The organism is Aeromonas sp. FDAARGOS 1415, assembly GCF_019048365.1.
GTDB lineage: Bacteria > Pseudomonadota > Gammaproteobacteria > Enterobacterales > Aeromonadaceae > Aeromonas > Aeromonas taiwanensis.
The window spans coordinates 4271548-4290456 of the sequence record NZ_CP077363.1 but is presented as its reverse complement, the minus strand read 5'-3'; the positions used below and the strand labels follow the sequence as shown (position 1 = coordinate 4290456).

Genomic DNA, 18909 nt, shown 5'->3' with positions numbered 1-18909 from the left:
GAGGAGAAGAGCGAAGGCCCCGCCGCGGGGGCGGGACAGAGGGGATCAGCGCTCCAGCAAGGGGGCCGAGCGGTAACTCCAGAGGCCATAGGTGCGCAGGGCATCCCGGTAGATGCCGAGCAGCTCCTCGGGGCTCGCCTTGTCGAGGGTCGAGAGGGGCTTGTCCGGGTAGGCCACGCTGTCGATGCGGATATTGGCCGGGCCGCTCTGCCAGCAGGCGATTTCCAGCAGAGTCTGGCCCCGACGCACATGGCTCGCGGAGCTCACCAGGGTCGCGTATTCAATCTCGTGGCGGGCGAGGGCGTAGCCGCTGTAGAGGGCGTTCTCCACCGTGCTGGTGGCATAGTTCTCCTCGATGAGGCGGGAGCGGTCTATGCCCTTCTTCGCCAGCCAGTCCGCCATCAGCTTGCCCTCGGTCTGGCGGTTCTGGGGCACGCCGCCGGTGAGGATGACCAGGGCCGCCGGATCGGCCTGGGCCAGGGCGCGGGTGGTCTCGAGGCGCCCCAGCAGGATGTCGTGCATGGAGCCGTCGGGGTTGAGGGCGTAGCCCAGGGTGACGATGGCGCGGCGCCCCTTCTTCTCGCCCCGTCCCGGTCGCTCCTTGAGGGGGGTGGCGACCACCCGGTCGACGGTGTCGAACAGCCGCTGCAAGTCAGCGGCGCGGCCGGCGTTGAGCTCGCCGACCCGCTTGACGTAGGCATCAGACTTGGCCAGGTTGCCCTTGAAGCGCTGCCAGGTGGCCAGGTAGGTGTTGAGGTCGAGATCATCCGGCGCCGCACTCAGGGCCTGCTCGAACAGGCCGATGGCCCTGTCCACGTTGCCGTTGTAGATCTGGGCGTTGGCCGCCGAGATGAGCAGATCGGTGCGATAGGGTTCGAGCTGGTGGGCCTCGAGCAGCAGGGTGGTCACCTGCTCCATGTTGCTCGGCATCTTGGCGGTGAAGCCGGCGGTGGAGACCCGGGCGGGGGAGTGGAAGATGCGGGCGGCATCCGCCAGCAGCTGATCCACCACCTGGCGCTTGCTGATGTATTGATCGTAATTCTGCTCCTTCTGCAGGGAGCGCACCGGGGCGGCCCAGGCATCGGAGGAGACGAAGAGCGGCAGCGCCAGCAGGCTGCTCAGGGTCAGGGTAATCGCGGTTTTCTTCATCATCATGGGGTACCACCTAGGCATCGGGGATGCGCTGCCATGGCAGGCTCCCGTAATACTTTTTCAATAAAAACATAAGCTTGTTTTATGACTACTTTACTCCTTTCCCGATGCAAAAAACGTGAACCGTTTCGGCTATCGGGATATCCCGTCTGAAGGCTGCTCCAGGCGCTCCTCCAGAAACGCCAGCCAGGCCCCCACCTTGGCAGGCAGGTGGCGCCGGCGTGGATAGACGCACCAGATGCCGTGTTCGGGCAGGGCGTGGGCCGGCAGCAGGGGCACCAGGCGGCCTGCGGCGAGATCCTCCCCCACGATAAAGTCCGGCATGTTGCCGATGCCCAGGCCCGCCAGCAGGGCGGTGTGGATGGCGTCGCTGTTGTTGACCTCGAAGTTGCCGCGAGGGGTGACCGCAACTTCCCCCTCGGGGCCCTGCAGGCGCCACTGGGTGCCGCCGCGAAACAGGGAGTAGAAGAGGCAGTTGTGGGCCTCGAGGTCTCTCGGGGTGCGGGGCATGCCGGCCCGCGCCAGGTAGGCGGGGGCGGCGCACAGGGTGCTGTGACAGGGGGCGAGGCGGCGGGCGATCAGGCTCGAATCCTCCAGCGCGCCGATGCGCACCGCCACGTCGAACCCCTCGGCCACGAGGTCCTGCTGGGCATCGCTCATCTCGAGTTGCAGCTGCACCTCGGGATGGCGGGCGAGAAAGTCGGGGATGAGGGGGGCGATGTGGCGCCGGCCATAGACCATGGGCACCGTCACCCGCAGCAGGCCGCGAGGGGCCGCTTGCAGGGCGCCGATGGCATCCTCCCCGTCGCTCGCCAGGCGCACCGCGTGGCGCACCGTCTCGAAGTAGCGATCCCCCGCCTCGGTGAGGGTGAGGGAGCGGGTGGTGCGATAGAGGAGCTGGCAGCCGAGCAGCTGCTCGAGCTGGCTCACCTTCTTGCTCAGGGCCGACTTGCTGCTGCCGAGCTGGCGGGCGGCGCCGGAGAAGCTGCCGGCCTCCACCACGGCGACGAAGGCGGGGAGCAGGGCGAAGGCATCCTGGTTCATGCTGTTCTCGTAATGGAAACAATGTTGTTCCAGCATGGCAGATTATCGCCATATCTAAAACAATTTACCCTGCTCCTGTGTTCAACCAAGGAGCATCCCATGATCCCTACCCTTATCGAGCGGCGCCCCGGGCGCCTCGACCTCGGCCAGGCCGTCGGCGCCCTGGCCGCCTTCGCCGCCGGCCTGCTGCTGGCGCTGATGATCGCCCAGAACGGCGCCCTGGCCAGTGCCACCGACCCCTGGTTCGCGAGCTGGCTTGCCCACGGGGTCGGCACCCTGGTGGCCGCGCTACTGTGGTGCCTGACCCCCAGGGCCGCAGGCCCGGAGGCTGCACCGGGCTGGGCCTGGCTCGGCGGCCTGCCGGGGGCGCTCACCGTGGTGCTGGCGGCCCTGTGCCTCAACTCGCCCCTCGGTATGGCGGGCACCCTGGCCCTGCTGCTGCTGGGCCAGCTGCTGTTCGGTGCCCTGTGCGATGGCCTCGGCTGGTTCGGGCTGGCGCGCAGGCTCCCCTCAGGTGTGGACGGACTCGCCGCCCTGCTGGTGATGGCCGGCGCCCTGCTTATCGTGCTCGGTTAGGAGAAACACCATGACCATCCTTATCCTGCTGGGACTGCTCAACGGCGTGGCGGTGAGCCTGTCGCGCACCCTCAACGGCCGGCTCGCCAGCGCCCGGGGCGCCCTGATGGCGTCGCTCGCCAACCACCTGCTCGGCTTCGGGCTGCTCGGCGCCCTGCTGCTGTTGACGGGGGCCCCCTGGGGGCGCCTCGCCGGGCTCGATCCCTGGCTGCTGCTGGGCGGGGCGCTGGGGGCACTGTTCGTGGCCATCAGCAGCTGGGCCATCGGCCGGGTCGGTGCCCTGGCCTGCGCCCTGCTCATCGTGGCGGGGCAGCTGGTGGGGGGCGCGCTGCTCGACGCCCTGGCCGGGCGCCTGGGGGCGAGCGATCTGCTCGGCACTCTGCTGGTGCTGGCCGGTGCCGGCCTGCAGCGCTGGCAGGCCGTGCGAAAAAACAGGCAATGACAGGCTGGGGCGAGCGACGCCGAATTTTGTTTCCATATCGAATCGTTTTAGCGCTTTTTATATGGTTGCTATCCCTGTACCATCGCCGCCCGACCTGCCACCCGGCCGCTTCTCTGCTCGCGGCGGTGCTGGCGTCACCCGATACATGCCGTCACCCGGAACGTGAACGACCCCAGGATGGGACCCGCCACTAACCTGTAGGTTTGTGGTCTGTGTGTCGCGTGGGTCGGCTCGCTCCCCGCCCGACCGCCGCGCGACACCCGTCTGCAGACTTGCCGTATGAAACTCCTCTCTTCATAGGTGCAAGATGACACTGTTATTGAGTCTGGTCGGTATGCTGGCCCTGATGTTTATCGCCTGGCTGGCGAGTGAAAACCGCCGCGCCATTCGTTGGCGCACCGTGCTCGGGGCGCTCGCCCTGCAAACCGGCTTCGCCGCCCTGGTGCTCTATTTCCCTCCCGGTCAGGTGCTGCTCGGCGCCCTGAGCAACGGCGTCTCCGCCCTGCTCGGCTTTGCCGACAGCGGCATCCGCTTCGTGTTCGGCGATCTCGCGAGCAACGGCTTCATCTTCGCCGTGCGCGTGCTGCCGCTGGTCATCTTTATCAGTGCGCTCATCGCCGTGCTCTACCACTTCGGCATCATGCAGTGGGTGATCCGGGTGCTGGGGGGCGGCATTCACCGCCTGCTCGGCACCAGCCGTGCCGAGTCCCTGGTGGCCACCGGCAACATCTTCCTCTCCCAGGGGGAGTCCCCCCTGCTGATCCGCCCCTTCCTGGCGGGCATGACCCGCTCCGAGCTCTTCGCCGTGATGACCTGCGGCATGGCCTCGGTGGCGGGCTCGGTGCTCGGCGGCTACGCCGGTCTTGGCGTAGAGCTTAAATACCTGATTGCGGCCTCCTTCATGGCGGCGCCGGGGGGCCTGCTGATGGCCAAGCTCCTGGTGCCGGAGCAGGAGCGGGTACGCGAGCAGGACGAGATTGCTCTGGACAAGAGCGACTACAGCAACGCCATCGACGCCCTGGCGGGCGGCGCCATGGGGGGGATGAAGATCGCCGTGGCCATCGGCACCATCTTGCTGGCGTTCGTCAGCGCCATCACCATGCTGAACGCCGGCTTCACCCTGGTCGGCGAGTGGCTGGGCTGGCCCGAGCTCTCCTTGCAGCTGCTGCTGGGCTACCTGTTTGCCCCCGTGGCCTGGCTCATCGGCGTGCCGGCGAGCGAGATGATGGCGGCAGGATCCTTGATTGGCCAGAAGGTGATCATGAACGAGTTCGTCGCCTACCTGGACTTCGCAAGCATCAAGCAGGATCTCAGCGCCCACACCCAGATCATCGTCACCTTCGCCCTGTGCGGCTTCGCGAACCTGGGCTCCATCGCCATCCAGCTCGGCGCCATCGGCACCCTGGCACCGGAGCGTCGCCACGACGTGGCGAACCTGGGCCTCAAGGCCGTGCTGGCCGCCACCCTGGCGAACCTGATGAGCGCCACCCTGGCGGGGATCTTCGCGACCCTGGGGTGATCCCAGACGCAGGGATGACCGGGCGCCGAGAGATGCGGCCGGTGAGCCTGCCCAGGAAACGACCAGCCCCGTCTCGCCGCAAGGCGGGACGGGGCTTTTTATATGACAGCGGGGAGGATGTCGAGGGGGCTTGGGCAGGGAGGGGAGCTCGGCCGCTGCCCTCTACCGGAGGCTGAAAAGCAAGACACCGGCACTAGGCCGGTGTCTGGATAGACGGCGCTGCCCCGGCAAGGCCGGGACAAGGCTCAGGCGTAAAACGCCTCGACGGTGCCCTTGACGGTGATCAGCATGGGGTTGCCGTAGCGATCCTTGGCCTTGGGGGAGGGGATCTTCACCCAACCTTCGCTGATGCAGTACTCCTCGACATTGGTGCGCTCCTTGCCGTTCACGCGAATACCGATCTCGTGCTGGAAGCACTCCGCCACATAGTGCGGGCTGCGCGGGTTGGCGGCCAGACGGTCGGGCAGGGCAGGTTTGTTGTCGCTCATTTTATTTACCTGAGTGTGATAAAAAGTGGGTCATTGTAGGCAATGCCCGCCATGGGCTCAAGGCTGGGCTGCGTCCTATGGGGGTGGACAAGGTCCGGCTACCGCTGCCGCTCGGGAAACAGCGCCGCCGGCTTCTGAATATGTGGCAATAGAGCTTAACGTCATCTCGGTAGCGAGCCAGCTCACCCGGCTCGGCGGGATGGCGTATATGTTTGCTGACTCATGCCAGATCCGGCACAGGGACGCACTCCTCGCGATACAAGGTCTTGCGCTGAAAGGCGGGACTCCTCATGTTTTTATTGTTCTTCGGGTAGCTTCGGCACCAGGGCCAATATCAAGGTTGTAACACCTGAGTTAAGCCGAACCGCGAAGCGGTTTCGGCTTGAACGAATAGTTAGAAATCAGTCGCACGTCGTGGGTAGACGTGGTAGCGGTTGGTTCCTGTGCGCTCCACTACAACTGAGTCTCCCGCCTTTAGTTGATGTGTAGCGAAGAACTCCCCGACCCAGGCGCGCTTACGGAAAATCTTCTTATCCCCCGCAATGTCAGTCAGCACGGGAGCGCCAATGCCGGAGTGAACCTCCAGCAGTTGCGAGGCGCGATCAGCCTCTGAGCTGCCGCCCACAGAAGTGATGGGGAAGAGGTCCATGATGCTGGTGAGATACAGATGATCGTTGTTGATGTTGCCCTGCGTGAGCTCAATTATTCCGTAGCGCAAGTCTTTCCCCTGAGTTACAGCTCCCAGTCCGCTGCTTTTCACCTGCGAGATAGCAACCATTGCTGTCATGGCGCTCTCCCGAGAGCTGGATTTTCGTTTGGATATCATAAGGGCCCAGTTCGCAGGATGGGAAGGGATGGTTGATATAAATCTGAGCTGGTTCAACCAATTAGTGCGCAACCGATGCTTTGAGTGGGCTGCTGGATTGGCAGTGAGTACGGATATTCCCCTCACCCCAGCCCTCTCCCAAGGGGAGAGGGGGCATGTTTACGGCCCGACGGGGGTGGCCTTTCTTTTGGTGACTTTTCTTTGGCCACGCAAAGAAAAGTCACTCGCCCACGCCCGAAGGGCGGGCGAAACCCTGTCGAGGGCAGCGCCCTCGCGTCCTGCTTGGCGAAGCCACGCCATCATGGGATCCGTAGGCTCGGGCGTTCGGATTAACTACGCCCGGATCGCGAACGTCCGAATACGCTGCGCTATTCGAACCTACGGTGGGGGTATTAGGCCAAATTTCGCGGGTTAGGCGGGCGGCACCCCGTCGAGGGCAGTGCCCTCGCGTCCTGCGTGGCGAAGCTACGCCATCAGGGGATCCGCAGGTTCGGGAGTTCGGATTCACGCCGCCCGGATCGTCATCGGGCGCCCTTCCCCTAATCGAACAACACCATCACCGGCAACCCCTCCACCTGCAGGTTGGCAGGCAGGGGGTCGTCGAAGGAGAGGGCGACCTTGAGGGTCGCCTTCTCGCCCTCGAAGGGGGCGGCGAGCTGGGCGGGCAGCTTGTCGGCCAGCTCCACGGGCCTGGCGATCCGGGCCGCGAGGCGCTCCCCGCTCGGCAGCTTGACGGTGGCCCGGTGGCCCGGGGTCATGGTGGAGAGGTACTTGGGCTGCACATAGGCGATGACCACAGGGTCCATGTGTTTGGAGATGAGCGCGAGCGGCGCCCCCGAGAAGACCCAGTCCCCCTCCTGCACCAGGATGTCGGATACCCTGCCGGTGGTCGGGGAGAGCGGTTGCTGCTGTTGCCTGGTGGCCTCCATCTCCGTCAGCTCTTCCACCAGGCGCTGGCGCGCGCTGATGAGGGGGCCGGTCAGCTGATCCTCCCGGATCTGCAGCTCGAGCTGCATCTTCTCGGCCCTGGCTTTCTGCAGGGTGATGCGGGACTGGGTCCAGCTCAGCAGGGCGCTGGCATATTCGGCGCTGGAGACCAGCTTCTCCTGCCGGTAGCCGGCGTACTCGTTGTAGATCGCCTCCTGCTCGCGGCGACCCCGCTCGGCGATCTCTATCTGCACGTCCAGGTTGCCCAGCCTCTCCCGCTCGGCCTCTCCCTTGTCCAGCACCATGCCAGCCAGTCGAGTCTGGCGCTCCTGGATGTTGGCGCTGAGGGTGGGCGATTCGAACTTCATCAGGGCGTCCCCCTGGGAGACATCCTGGCCGGGGGAGAGGTAGATGCTGCGCACGAAGCCATCGCCGTTCGCCACCACCAGCTGGGGCTCTGTGGTGATGATGGCGGGGGCCTGGGTCAGCCACCACTCTCGCCCCAGGTAGCCGAGCAGGATGATGACGGGGCTGAAGGCCACCAGCAGGATCAGATACCAGCGTGCCCGAAAGGCGATGCGCCGGGCGGGGGCATAGAGGACGCGGACCCCCTCGTCCGAGGTGGCATCCTGCTTCTTGGGGGGATCGAAGGTGACTTTCATCAGAATTTGTTTCCTCGTTTCAGCACCCACCAGGGTGCCATGCTGCTCTCTTCGTGACCGCGGCGGAATATCTCGTTGAGCAGGGCCACCGCGCACCAGAGGCGCATAACCAGGGTGTAGACAGGGTAGAGCAGCAGCCAGGGCAGCAGCCGCAGATCGGCCCGGGGGCGCTCCGAGATGGCCAGCAGGAACACCAGGAAGTTGACCAGGGTGAGGAACAGATAGACCAGGTAGAGGCAGATCATCAGGGCCGCCACGAACTGGCCCGGGTAGCTGAACACCAGCCACCAGCTGTAGCCCATCACCAGCAGGGGCAGGACCACGTTCTGGGCGACCCCGTAGATCAGGGTGAACAGGAAGGTCTTCCAGCCCAGGATGCGGGGTGTCAGGGAGAGCTTGTGCTTGCGCAGGTAGAGGAACAGCAGGTCGCCGTCCCAGCGCAGGCGCTGATTGGCCAGGGTGCGCAGATCCGCCGGGGCATCCGTGTGGCCGATGGCCCTGGGGGCGAAGCCTATCTTCAGCCCGGGGTGGCGCTTGAGGTAGTGCTTGATCCGCACCGTGAGATCCAGATCCTCCGCGGTGTGGGTGTCCCAGCCGCCGATCTGGCGCAGGAAATCGCGGCGAAAGGCACCGAAGGCCCCGGAGATGTTGTTGATGAGGTTCCACTCGCTCAGCCCCGTCTTGCCCCCCTGCATGGAGATCATGTACTCGATCCCCTGCATCCGGGTGAGCGCACCGTCCTTCAGGTTGCGCACCCGCAGCGCGCCCCCGACCGCGGGGACATCGGGGTCGTCAAAGCAGGCGACGATCTCGTCGATCATGTTGTTGTCAAATGAGGTATCCCCATCGGCATTCATCACAATCTCGCCGGTGGCGGCCGACAGCCCGGCGTTGAGGGTGGAGACCCGGCCGCCACGCTGCCACTTGGGCAGGAGCACCAGGGTGCGCGTCTTGCAGCCCTCGAACTCGGCGACACAGTTCAGGGCCGCCCGGTAGGTGTGGACATTGGCCCGGGCGCCGTCGATCACCGCGATGATCTCCAGGTGGCCGCGATAGAGCTGCTCCTTGAGGGTCATTATGGTGGAGCGGATCGCCTCGCCCTCGGCGTAGCAGGTGATGATGCAGGAGACCCTGGGGCAGCGCTTGGCAAGGGGAAGCTCGCAGGGCCTGGGCTGCTGGCGGGCATACCACTTGAGGATGCCGGTCAGGGTCAGCGCCATCAGCGGCACCTCCAGCAGCAGGAGCATGGGCAGCAGCAACAGCAGCATCCTGGGGGAGATCTGCAGGCCTCCCAGGATTTCCCGCAGGATGTGGTGCGTCGTGCTGACCCACTCAGGCATGGAGGTGCTCCTCCAGCCAGCGGCTCAGCCAGAGGCTGGCGTCCTCCCCCAGCTGGGTCGGCAGGGGATGCACCTGTGCCGTCAGGGCGAGGGCATCCAGCCCCTCGATGTCATTGAGCGCGTGGATCCGCTCCACCAGGATATGCCAGCCCTCTTCGTCGGTGTGCGGCAGCAGCAACAACAGCAGATCGTCCGAGTACTGGCAGACCACGTCGGTGTTGCGAAACAATGCCTGCAGCCGGGTGATCAGGGCAGCGAGGCGCTGCTGGGTCTTGAGCAGCCCCACCTCGGCGCGCAGCTCGGCTAGCCGCTCGATGCGGATCGCCAGCAGGGTGTCACGGCCGCCGTGGCGCTGCAGCAGGCTGTTTTTCCACTGCAACAGCCAGGGGAAGTGCTCCATGGCCATGGGGGTGCCCCAGGTCAGGGGCAGGTGCAGCTGCTGGGTGCCTTCGCGGGCCACATGGCGCGCCAGCTTGCCGAGGCGGTATTCGAAGATGCTGGCGACCACCAGATCGTCCGGCTTGTGGGCCTGGCCGCACTCGAGGCAGCGCGCCTGCACCGCCGCCTCCATGAAGCGGGCGTGGCAGGAGAGGCAGCGAAACTTCTCGAGTGGCCTGTCGTAGTCCACGCCGATATGGCGCAGGGTGGTGACACACTTCGGGCAGCGCAGCTGGCCCTGCACCATGAAGGCATCCTGATCATCCACATGGCCGCAGGTGAAGCAGTGCACCGCCGGGGTGACCTGGATGGCGATGTGGAAACACTCGGGGCAGACATCGATGAAGTTGAGGTGGGACGAGAGGCAGCCGTTGCACAGGCGCACGCGATCGACCAGCTGGTCGTTCTGCAGCAGGTGTTCTGCCACCAGCTGCGGCAGGGCGTCCCTGGCGTCGCTTCCCAGCAGGCAGTCGAGCAGGGGGTAGTGATAACCCTGGCGGCAACCGGCCTGCCAGCGCGGCAGCAGACGAAAGTGGGGGCGGGGCCAGCCGTACCACGCCAGCTTCTCCATGCTGTCGGGGTGCTCCCGGGGCGTCAGCAGGGCCAGGCGCTCCAGGATGTCGGGCAGCCGCTCATCCAGCTGGGACAGCAGGCCATCCGCCAACATGGGGGAGAGGGGGCTCTGCTCTGTGCAGAAGACGGGATGCAGATAGCGGACGGGGTCACGGCGCAGGGCCTGCAGGGCCCTGTCCTGCTCGTCGGCGGGCAGGTTGAGCAGCAGCACGGGGTGCGCCGCCGGATCCCAGCTCGCCCAGTCGGACTGGGGATGGGTCGGGCGAGCCACCGGCTCCCCCAGCAGGGCGATGGCCGTGGATTGTTGGCTCGGGCTAACCATGGGTCATCACCTCTTTCTCTCTGTGAAACAAGGGTTGCGCAGATACTTGAGTATCGAACAGGGAGGCTCCGGCTGTCGCATCGCGGCCGGTGCGCGGGCAGGTCTACTCCGTCAGGGCCGACTTCTTCGTCGCCCATGTCGTCGCTGGCGTGGCAAAGTCTCGTATTATCGCCAAGCGCGTGGTGCGCATCATGGACAGGAGCTGAATGGACGAAAAACAGGCAGGGGTCATTGCACATTGGCCGTCGAGAGCGGCGCCGCGGTGTGATGAGACCTGCTGACCCCTGGTTCAGCCCTGGCGGCGGGGAAAAAACAAGGGAGCCGGTCAGGCTCCCTTTTATACGGTGATGGGCGGCGCGTAGGTTCCGAAGAGCCCATGTCCGGCCTTAGCGATTGGTCGCGGCCTTCATCCCTTCCACGAACTCCTTCAGACGAGTGAGCATGTGTTCCGGGTTGTGGTGGTGGGTCTCGATGATCTTCACCACGGCGGAGCCGGAGATGGCGCCGGCGGCACCGGCCTTGATGGCGTCACGCACCTGGGCCGGCTCGCTGATGCCAAAGCCGAGCAGGGCAGGGGGGGCGTTGAACTCGCGCAAGGTATTGATGAGCCCCTCCACCGGCATGCCGGCCTTGGTCTCGGCCCCGGTCACGCCGGCACGGCTCACCAGGTAGGTGTAACCGGAGCCAAGCTCCGCCACTGCCTTGAGCGTCTCGGTGTCGCCGTTGGGGGGGGCGATAAAGATGCTGTCGATGCCGAACCTGTCGGCCGCCGCCTTGTAGGGCTCGCACATCTGCACCGGCACGTCCGCCACCAGCACGGAGTCCACCCCCGCCTGCTGGCACTTCTCGTAGAAGCCGTCGATGTGGCGCACATAGACGAGGTTCGCGTAGACCAGCAGGCCAATGGGCAGCTCCGGGTACTTGGCGCGGATGCGACCGAGCAGGCCGAAGCAGTCGTCCGGGGTGGTGTGGCTCGCAAAGGCGCGCAGGGCGGCACCCTGAATGGTGGGGCCGTCCGCCACCGGATCGGAGAAGGGAATGCCGAGTTCGAGGGCATCGGCGCCCCCCTCGACCAGCGCATCGACGATGGCCAGGGACAATTCGGGAGTGGGGTCACCCAGCATCACGAACGGCACAAAGGCGCCCTGATTGGCCTTGTCCAGACGGGAGAAGAGTTGTGCGTAACGGTTCATGACAAGGTTCCTTCTTTCTCGAAAATGTCGGCAACGGTGAAGATGTCTTTGTCGCCACGGCCGGAGAGGTTGACGATGAGCACCTGCTCTTTTTCCGGTTCGCTGCGGGCCATCTTGAGGGCGTGGGCCAGGGCATGGGAAGACTCCAGCGCCGGTATGATCCCTTCGGATTTGGCCAGCTCCTGGAAGGCGTCCAGCGCCTCCTTGTCGGTCACCGAGGGGTACTCGGCGCGGCCGATGGCGGCCAGGTGGGCGTGCTGCGGGCCGACGGAGGGGAAGTCCAGCCCCGCCGAGACGGAGTAGGACTCCTGGATCTGGCCCTGGCTGTCCTGCATCAGGTAGGAGTGCATGCCGAAGAAGACCCCCTTGCTGCCGTGACCCAGCGGTGCGCCGTGCTCGCCGCTCTCGATGCCGTGACCACCCGGCTCGACGCCGATAAGGCGTACTTCAGGGTTGTCGATAAAGTCCGCGAACATGCCGATGGCGTTCGAGCCGCCGCCGACGCAGGCGATCACCGCATCGGGCAGGCGCTCTTCTTTTTCGAAGCACTGGGCCTTGGCCTCTTCCCCGATCATCTTCTGGAACTCCCGCACGATAGTGGGGAAGGGGTGGGGACCGGCGGCGGTGCCGAGCAGGTAGTGGGCGGTCTCGTAGTTCGCAGCCCAGTCGCGCAGCGCCTCGTTGCAGGCATCTTTCAGGGTGGCGGAGCCGGAGTGCACCGGAATGACGGTGGCCCCCATCAACTTCATGCGGAAGACGTTGGGCTTCTGGCGCTCGCAGTCCTTGGCGCCCATATAGACCCGGCACTTGAGGCCGAGCAGGGCGCAGGCCAGCGCCGTCGCGACGCCGTGCTGACCGGCGCCGGTCTCGGCGATGATCTCGTGCTTGCCCATGCGCTTGGCGAGCAGGGCCTGGCCCAGCACCTGGTTGGTCTTGTGGGCGCCGCCGTGCAGCAGATCTTCGCGCTTCAGGTAGAGGCGGGTCTTGGTGCCCCTGGTCAGATTGCGGGTGAGGGTGAGCGGCGTCGGGCGGCCGGCATACTCGGTCAGGAGCGCCTGAAACTCGGCGATGAAGGCGGGGTCATCCTTGGCATCGACAAAGGCCTTCTCCAGCTGGAGCAGGGCGGGGATGAGGATCTGGGGCACGTACATGCCGCCAAATTCACCAAAAAACGGGTTGAGCAGGGTCATGGCTTCTTCCTTGTATTTGCTAAATCGAAACATCAAAAAGGGGTAGCGTTACAGGTTGCGCAGGGCGGCAAAGGCGGCCGCTATCTTGTGCGCATCCTTCTGGCCCGGGGCGCTCTCCACCCCGGAGTTGAAATCAAGGCCCACACAGCCCACCCGGGCGGCCTCGAGGGCGTTGTCGGGGTTGAGCCCCCCTGCCAGCATCAGTTTGCTCTTGTCGAGCCCGGCCAGCAGAGTCCAGTCGAACGCCTGACCGGTGCCGCCGCTCTGGCTGCCCACTTTCGTATCCAGCAACAGGCGATCCGCCGGGTAGTCGAGGGATGGCAGGGGCTCGCCACTTTCCTTGCCAAGAGAGACTCCAACCGCTTTCCAGATCTGGCAGCCTGCCGGCAGCAGCGCGCGCAGTGCCTCGACATAGGCGGCATCTTCATCACCGTGCAGTTGCACTGCGGCCAGCCCCAGCGCCTCCACCGTCTTGGCGATGGTGGCGGGCTGGGCATTGCGAAACACCCCGACGTAAGAGAGCGGCGCCCCGGCCATCACGGCGCGGGCGGCGGGAATGTCCACGTAACGGGGGCTCTTGGCCACAAAGATGAGGCCGCCGAACACGGCCCCCGCCTGGTGGGCCGCGGCGGCGTCCTCGGCGCGGGTCAGGCCGCACACCTTGTTCTGGCCGAGCACGAGCTTGCGCACCGCGGCCTCCAGATCCGGCTCGGCCATGAGCGACGAGCCCACCAGGAAGCCCTTGGCGTGGTGACGCAGATCCGCCACCTGGGCGCGGTGATTGATGCCGGACTCGCTGATCACCACCCGATCCCCCGGGATTGCCTTGGCCAGCTGCTTGGTGCGGGCGAGATCGACGCTGAGGTCGCGCAGATCCCGGTTGTTGATGCCAATCACCGGGGCGCCGAGCGCGATGGCGCGAGTCAGCTCCTCCTCGTTGCTCACCTCGGTGAGCACCCCGAGGCCGAGCGCTTTGGCCACCGCGAACAGGGCGCGATACCCCTCGTCGGTGAGCACGGAGAGCATCAAGAGGATGGCGTCCGCCTGATAGTGGCGGGCCAGATAGACCTGATAGGGGTCAATCATGAAATCCTTGCAGAGCACCGGTTGCTGGACGCGGCTGCGCACCCGCGGCAGGAAGGCGAAATCCCCCTGGAAGAACTTCTCGTCCGTCAGCACCGAGATGGCGGTGGCGTAGTTGCCGTAAATGTCGGCGATGGCTTCCGGGCTGAAGTCGTCGCGGATCAGTCCCTTGGAGGGGGAGGCCTTCTTGCACTCCAGAATGAAGCGGGTGGAGCCTTTGCGCAGGTCCCCCTCGAAGTCCCGATCGCTGGGCACCAGTTCACTCTGGAAGCTCTCCAGGGGCTGGGCCTCTTTGCGGGCGATGACCCACGCCTGCTTGGCTGCCACGATTTTGCCGAGGATGGTCTGGCTGATGGACGCCATGTTCAGGAAGGCGTGGGGAGAAATGACGTCTGACATCTCGTTATCCTTGCGAAGCTGGCTATTGCCCTTTGGTCGTTCTGCGTGAGTGCCCTGTGGGCGACTCTCCTGGGTGGTGGCTGACATCATGCCTCCTGATGGCTCAGGGTGGCGAGCCGGGCGGCGAGTGCCGCCGCCTTGCCGCTCGCCAGCACCGCCAGCACCCGGGCGGCGGCCTGCTTGAAGTCCGGGGCCTTGCCCGCCATCACCAGCAGCGGCGCCACGTTGGCGGCGATGGCGGCGTTGTGGGCCGGGGTGCCACGGCCTTCCAGGATGGCGGCGCTGATGGCGCGGTTCTCTTCAGGCTCGCCCCCCTGGATGGCGCTGACCGGGTAGGTCTCGAGGCCAAAGTCCGCCGGGGTGAGCAAGTACTCGCGAATTTCGCCGTCACGGATCTCCGCCACCTGGGTCGGACCGTGAATGGCCACCTCGTCGAGCCCGGCGCCGTGCACCACCATACCGGTTTTCAGCCCGAGTGCCAGCAAGGTTTCGGCGATGGGGCGCACCAGCTCGGGGGCATAGACCCCCATCAGCTGGAAGCTGGGGCGGGCGGGGTTGATCAGCGGCCCCAGCACGTTGAACAGGGTGCGGGTCTTGAGGGCCTGGCGCACCGGCATGGCGTGACGCACCCCGGCGTGGTACTGGGGGGCGAACAGGAAGCAGACGCCGAGCTCGTCCAGGCAGTGGCGGGCCTGGGCCGGGCTCATGTCGAGCTTGATCCCCATCTTGTCCAGCAGGTCGCTGGAGCCCGACTTGCTCGAGACCGAGCGGTTGCCGTGCTTGGCCACTTTCAGACCGCAGGCGGCGGCCACCAGGGCCGAGGTGGTGGAGACGTTGATGGTATTGAGGCCGTCGCCCCCGGTGCCGACGATGTCGCAGAACGCGTAGTCCGGGCGCGGGAAGTCACGGGCTTCCGCCAGCAGTGCCTCGGCGGCGCCGGCGATCTCCTCCGGGGTCTCCCCCTTGATCTTGAGGGCGGTCAGGAGGCTGGCAAGCACGATGGGATCCACTTCACCGCGGACCACCTGGCCGAAGGCGTCGCGGGCGGCGTCGCGGGTGAGAGACTGCCCCTGATAGAGGGTGTTGAGATGTTGATGCATGGTCTCTTCCTTACCGCACGTGGCTTTCTGGACGGGTGATGTGGGCGAGGGCCTGGGTCAGCAGGCGGGCCCCTTCGCTGGTCATGATGGATTCCGGGTGGAACTGGAAGCCCAGCACCCGCTCGTCCCGCTGCTCGATGGCCATGGGCATGCCCTGATAGTGGGCAATCACCTGCAGCTCTTGTGGCACATAGGTGGCCACCAGGGAGTGGTAGCGGGCCACCGGCAAGGGGCTCGGCAGGCCGGCGAAGGCACCGTGGCCGTTGTGCTCGATGAGGGAGCGCTTGCCGTGGACGATTTCGCCCGCCGCCCCGACCGTGCCGCCGTAGGCTTCGCACAGGGCCTGATGACCGAGGCAGATGCCGAGAATGGGCACCCGGCCGCGGGCCAGCTTGATGAGATCAATCAGGCAGCCCGCCTCATGGGGAGCGCCCGGTCCCGGGGAGAGCACCAGCACGGCGTCCCCCTCGCAGGCGTCGATCTCCTGCATGATGCGGCTCGCCGGCAGGCTGTTGCGGTAGATGCGCACCGGGTAGCCCAGGGTGCGGAACTGGTCCACCAGGTTGTAGGTGAACGAGTCGAAGTTGTCGAGCAGGAAGATGTTAGTCATGGCTCACGTCCTTGTGTTGCTCCTGCTGGGCGCTCAATGCTTGCAGGGAGGTGCCATGGCTGGCAGCGATGGCGGCCAGCACGGCCGCCGCCTTGGCGCGGGTCTCGTCCGCCTCGGCCTGGGGTTTGGAGTCATAGACGACGCCTGCACCGGCCTGGACATGGGCCACCCCCTCTTTCACGAAGGCGGAGCGGATGACGATGCAGGTATCCATCTCACCGGCACCGTTGAGGTAGCCCACGGCGCCGCCGTAGCTGCCGCGGCGCTTGCCTTCCACCATGCGGATGAGCTCGCTGGCGCGCAGCTTGGGGGCACCGGTGAGGGTGCCCATGTTCATGCAGGCCTGGTAGGCGTGCAGGGCGTCGAGATCGGCGCGCAAGGTGCCCACCACCCGGGAGACCAGGTGCATCACGTGGCTGTAGCGATCCACCTTCAGCAGATCCTTGACGTAGCGGGTGCCGGGCTCGGAGATGCGGGCGATGTCGTTGCGGCCCAGATCCACCAGCATCAGGTGTTCGGCCACCTCCTTCTCGTCCTGGCGCAGCTCCAGCTCGATGCGGCCGTCCAGATCCAGGTTGATGCTGCCGTCCGGGTTGAGGCCGCGGCGGCGGGTGCCGGCGATGGGGTACATCTCCACCTGGCGGCTGTTGGCGCAGAACTTGACCGCGCTCTCGGGGGAGGCGCCAAACAGGGTGAAGCCCTCGTCCTGTACGTAGAACATGTAGGGGCTGGGGTTGGTCTGCTTGAGGCGGCGATAGGCCGCGACGGGGTCCGGGCAGGGGAGGGAGAAGCTGCGGGACGGCACTACCTGGAAGATGTCCCCACGGCGGATGAAGCCCTTGAGCTTCTCGACCTCGGCGCAGAACTGCTTGTCCCCCTTGTCGACGGCCAGGCTGCCGGTCAGCGGCGCCGTGGTCTGGGGCGCGGACTGCGGCTGCTGGCAGGCCTGCTTGAAGGTTTCGAGGCGCGCGGTCAGGCGGGCGTAGCGCGCGTCCAGCTGTTCATCCCCTTCGCCGCCGAAGAGGCAGGCCAGCAACTGGGTGCTCTGCTTGATGTGATCGATGGTGATCAGGGTCTCGGCCACATAGAAGCAGTAGTCGGGGCAGTCGTTGCTCCCTTCCGGCACCTCGGGCAGATCCTCGAAGGAGGCGATGAGGTCGTAGGCGAAGCTGCCCGCCATGAAGAGGGCCTCTTTGCCCAGCTGGCACTCGAGCTCCCGCTGCAGGGTGCGCAGCACGTCCAGCACGCTGCTGCCCTTGAGGCGGCTGTCTTCGTCGAGCTCCCGATCGGAGGCCGGGAAGTCGAGGTGCAGCTCGTCCGCCACCCGGGTCTGGGCAACGGCGGCGGGCAGGCGCTGCTCCAGCAGGCGCAGCAGCGCGGTGCCGTTGTCGCCGAGGGGGCGTACCCGCACGGTGCGGCCGCGGCACTCGATGCGCAGGCAGGCGTCTACCAGCAGCAGGCTCTGGGTGCCGGCCTTGGAGTCGATCTCCACCGATTCGAGCAGCAGGTTGTTGGGTCTGTCCTGGCAGAGCCGGGTGTAGAGCGCCAGGGGGTCTGTCACATAAGGGGCATTGAGCCGGATGGTGTCGAATTCGCCCAGGGGCAGACGAGATCTGTTGCCTGTCATAGTGCCTTCCCTTGCATGTGATGTGTGTTACCGATGTTCATGACGTTGAATACCTTGAAAAAATGTCTTGAAAATTAAACGGGTCCGGGTGGTGGGGTCAGGGCCGCCATCGCCAGGTCAGGGTGCTTGTCTGAATTGTCGGTTTCATCACAGGTCCATTTGCCGGATAATAAAAAAGCCCGCTGGGGTCAGCGGGCTTTTTCTTTGGGTTCTTAACTTGCTGTCATTTTACAGGTACAGCAACGACCACACGCCCGCATGTCAGGGAGTGTGCCACCACCAGATGGTCAGGATGGAAGTCGCTTGCATGATAAAGTCCTGTAAAAAGATGTTTGCAATGAAGTGCCTACAGAAAACGATAAAGCCGCGGCCAAGTCAAGTCGCTTTTTTGCCTCTCTTTTCCGAGCAGGTCCCGAACAAGAGCGAAACACGCCGATGAGATTCGATCTTCACTGCCATACCACCGCCTCCGACGGGGTGCTGAGCCCCGCCGACCTGGTGCGCCGCGCCGCCGAGAAGGGGGTGGAGGTGTTAGCAGTCACTGACCACGACACCCTCGCCGGGCTTGACGAGGTGCGCCAGACCATAGCCGCCGAGCAACTTCCGCTGCGACTGGTGAGCGGGGTCGAGATCTCCACCGGGTGGGAGCACCACGAGATCCACATCGTGGCCCTCGGGGTGGATGAAAAAAATCCGCAGCTGGCCGCCTTTCTGGCCGGTCAGCGGGCCCGGCGCGAGGCGCGCGCCGAGGAGATCGGGCGCCGTCTGGAGAAGTGCCTCATCCCCGCCACCTATGAAGAGGCCAAGCAATTGGCCGGTGACGCCGCCGTGACCCGGGCCCACTTTGCCCGGGTGCTGGTGGCGCGCGGGGTGGCCGACACCATGCAGAAGGTGTTCAAGAAGTACCTGAGCCGGGGCAACAAGGGGTATGTGCCCGCCGAGTGGCCCGAGATGCGCGAGGCGATCGACGCCATTCATGGTGCGGGGGGGCTCGCCGTGCTGGCCCACCCCAGCCGTTACGATCTCACCGCCAAGTGGATCAAGCGGCTGCTGGTGGCCTTCAAGGCCGCCGGGGGGGATGCCATGGAGGTCTCCCTGCCCCAGCAGAGCCCCCAGGAGCGGGCCAACCTCGGCCAGTGGGCCAAAGAGCACGATCTCTATATTTCGGTGGGGTCCGATTTTCACTTCCCCTCCAACTGGACCGAGCTCGGCCGCCACCTCTGGCTGCCCAAGGAGGGCATGCCGCTCTGGCTCGGCCACCCTGGCCATTTCGGGCTGACCCCGGAGGAGCATGCGGACCTGCTGGCCAGCCGCTGAGGGCCATCGGGCGAGAGAGCATCTTTGATGCGGGCGAGTCTGCGTCAAACAGGTTAAGGTAGTGTCATGGGCCAGGTGGCC

General features: G+C 65.6%; 17 protein-coding genes. 4 read left to right on the top strand and 13 right to left on the bottom strand.

The window, feature by feature from the left end:
* Positions 1 to 45 precede the first annotated feature (45 nt).
* Complete coding sequence (locus I6L45_RS19815) at positions 46 to 1149, bottom strand: YdcF family protein (protein ID WP_216984251.1); 1104 nt, start codon at positions 1147 to 1149, stop codon at positions 46 to 48.
* Positions 1150 to 1284: 135 nt separating this feature from the next.
* Positions 1285 to 2232, bottom strand: a complete 948-nt coding sequence (locus I6L45_RS19810; RefSeq protein ID WP_254204352.1) for a LysR family transcriptional regulator — start codon at positions 2230 to 2232, stop codon at positions 1285 to 1287.
* Between the two features lie 63 nt (positions 2233 to 2295).
* Between I6L45_RS19810 and I6L45_RS19805 the strand changes: the two genes are divergently transcribed.
* The 3 genes from I6L45_RS19805 (at position 2296) to I6L45_RS19795 (ending at position 4733) form a co-directional block, all read left to right on the top strand.
* A complete protein-coding gene (locus I6L45_RS19805) occupies positions 2296 to 2772 on the top strand; it encodes a DMT family transporter (protein WP_216983052.1) in 477 nt (158 codons plus the stop codon).
* 10 nt (positions 2773 to 2782) lie between these two features.
* Positions 2783 to 3214, top strand: coding sequence for a DMT family transporter (locus I6L45_RS19800; protein ID WP_216983051.1), 432 nt, complete (start codon positions 2783 to 2785; stop codon positions 3212 to 3214).
* Positions 3215 to 3521: 307 nt separating this feature from the next.
* The gene (locus I6L45_RS19795; protein WP_216983050.1) at positions 3522 to 4733 is read left to right on the top strand and encodes a NupC/NupG family nucleoside CNT transporter; all 1212 of its coding nucleotides are present in this window, start codon (positions 3522 to 3524) and stop codon (positions 4731 to 4733) included.
* Between the two features lie 245 nt (positions 4734 to 4978).
* Here the strand turns inward: I6L45_RS19795 and I6L45_RS19790 are convergent, their stop codons facing one another.
* The 11 genes from I6L45_RS19790 to I6L45_RS19740 form a co-directional block, all read right to left on the bottom strand.
* The gene (locus I6L45_RS19790; RefSeq protein ID WP_043759253.1) at positions 4979 to 5221 is read right to left on the bottom strand and encodes a DUF3297 family protein; all 243 of its coding nucleotides are present in this window, start codon (positions 5219 to 5221) and stop codon (positions 4979 to 4981) included.
* A 394-nt stretch (positions 5222 to 5615) separates the two neighbouring features.
* A complete protein-coding gene (locus tag I6L45_RS19785) occupies positions 5616 to 6008 on the bottom strand; it encodes a hypothetical protein (RefSeq protein WP_216983049.1) in 393 nt (130 codons plus the stop codon).
* Between the two features lie 578 nt (positions 6009 to 6586).
* On the bottom strand, positions 6587 to 7636 hold the full coding sequence (locus I6L45_RS19780) for an HlyD family secretion protein (protein ID WP_216983048.1): 1050 nt from the start codon (positions 7634 to 7636) through the stop codon (positions 6587 to 6589).
* Positions 7636 to 8976, bottom strand: a complete 1341-nt coding sequence (locus I6L45_RS19775; protein WP_216983047.1) for a glycosyltransferase family 2 protein — start codon at positions 8974 to 8976, stop codon at positions 7636 to 7638. The genes I6L45_RS19780 and I6L45_RS19775 overlap by 1 nt, the downstream gene beginning before the upstream one ends.
* Positions 8969 to 10309, bottom strand: coding sequence for a diguanylate cyclase (locus I6L45_RS19770; protein WP_216983046.1), 1341 nt, complete (start codon positions 10307 to 10309; stop codon positions 8969 to 8971). Before I6L45_RS19770 ends, I6L45_RS19775 begins: the two co-directional genes overlap by 8 nt.
* Before the next feature lie 386 nt (positions 10310 to 10695).
* Complete coding sequence (gene trpA, locus I6L45_RS19765) at positions 10696 to 11502, bottom strand: tryptophan synthase subunit alpha (protein WP_216983045.1); 807 nt, start codon at positions 11500 to 11502, stop codon at positions 10696 to 10698.
* Positions 11499 to 12692: a tryptophan synthase subunit beta gene (gene trpB, locus I6L45_RS19760; RefSeq protein ID WP_216983044.1), complete on the bottom strand. Its 1194-nt coding sequence runs from the start codon at positions 12690 to 12692 to the stop codon at positions 11499 to 11501. Before trpB ends, trpA begins: the two co-directional genes overlap by 4 nt.
* Positions 12693 to 12740: 48 nt before the next feature.
* Entirely contained in the window at positions 12741 to 14261 is a 1521-nt protein-coding gene (gene trpCF, locus I6L45_RS19755; protein WP_216983043.1) for a bifunctional indole-3-glycerol-phosphate synthase TrpC/phosphoribosylanthranilate isomerase TrpF, read from the bottom strand.
* Positions 14261 to 15274: an anthranilate phosphoribosyltransferase gene (gene trpD, locus I6L45_RS19750; RefSeq protein ID WP_054544463.1), complete on the bottom strand. Its 1014-nt coding sequence runs from the start codon at positions 15272 to 15274 to the stop codon at positions 14261 to 14263. The genes trpCF and trpD overlap by 1 nt, the downstream gene beginning before the upstream one ends.
* 10 nt (positions 15275 to 15284) lie before the next feature.
* A complete protein-coding gene (locus tag I6L45_RS19745) occupies positions 15285 to 15884 on the bottom strand; it encodes an aminodeoxychorismate/anthranilate synthase component II (protein ID WP_010673698.1) in 600 nt (199 codons plus the stop codon).
* Positions 15877 to 17511, bottom strand: a complete 1635-nt coding sequence (locus tag I6L45_RS19740; protein ID WP_216983042.1) for an anthranilate synthase component 1 — start codon at positions 17509 to 17511, stop codon at positions 15877 to 15879. Before I6L45_RS19740 ends, I6L45_RS19745 begins: the two co-directional genes overlap by 8 nt.
* 435 nt (positions 17512 to 17946) lie before the next feature.
* On the opposite strand from I6L45_RS19740, the gene I6L45_RS19735 reads away from it, so the two are divergent.
* Positions 17947 to 18828, top strand: coding sequence for a PHP domain-containing protein (locus I6L45_RS19735; RefSeq protein ID WP_216983041.1), 882 nt, complete (start codon positions 17947 to 17949; stop codon positions 18826 to 18828).
* Positions 18829 to 18909: the final 81 nt, after the last annotated feature.